The sequence below is a fragment of the Klebsiella sp. 10-1 genome (assembly GCF_009758445.1).
In the GTDB taxonomy this organism is placed as follows: domain Bacteria; phylum Pseudomonadota; class Gammaproteobacteria; order Enterobacterales; family Enterobacteriaceae; genus Klebsiella; species Klebsiella scottii.
Window position 1 is genome coordinate 1 of sequence record NZ_WQRE01000034.1, and the last position, 294, is coordinate 294.

Annotated in this window: 1 rRNA gene; it reads right to left on the minus strand. The window is 40.5% G+C overall.

From position 1 onward, the window contains the following. Positions 1–213: 213 nt before the first annotated feature. Positions 214–294, minus strand: a 16S ribosomal RNA gene (locus tag GO007_RS28865); the annotation flags it as partial.

Below are 294 nucleotides of genomic sequence, written 5' to 3' on the forward strand. Positions count from 1 at the left end.
TCGTAAAACAGTCCGCGTTGCGAAAATTTGAGAGACTCGAACACACCATTTTTCCTTTCTTATTACGGAGAAAGGAAACAGTGTGTCGTTTCAATTTTCAGCTTGATCCAGATTTTTAAAGAGCAAAATTTCACAATGCACTTAACAGTACATTTTGAAATTTATCATTCATCAGACAATCTGTGTGAGCACTACAAAGGCAGGTTCTTCAGGTAAGGAGGTGATCCAACCGCAGGTTCCCCTACGGTTACCTTGTTACGACTTCACCCCAGTCATGAATCACAAAGTGGTAAG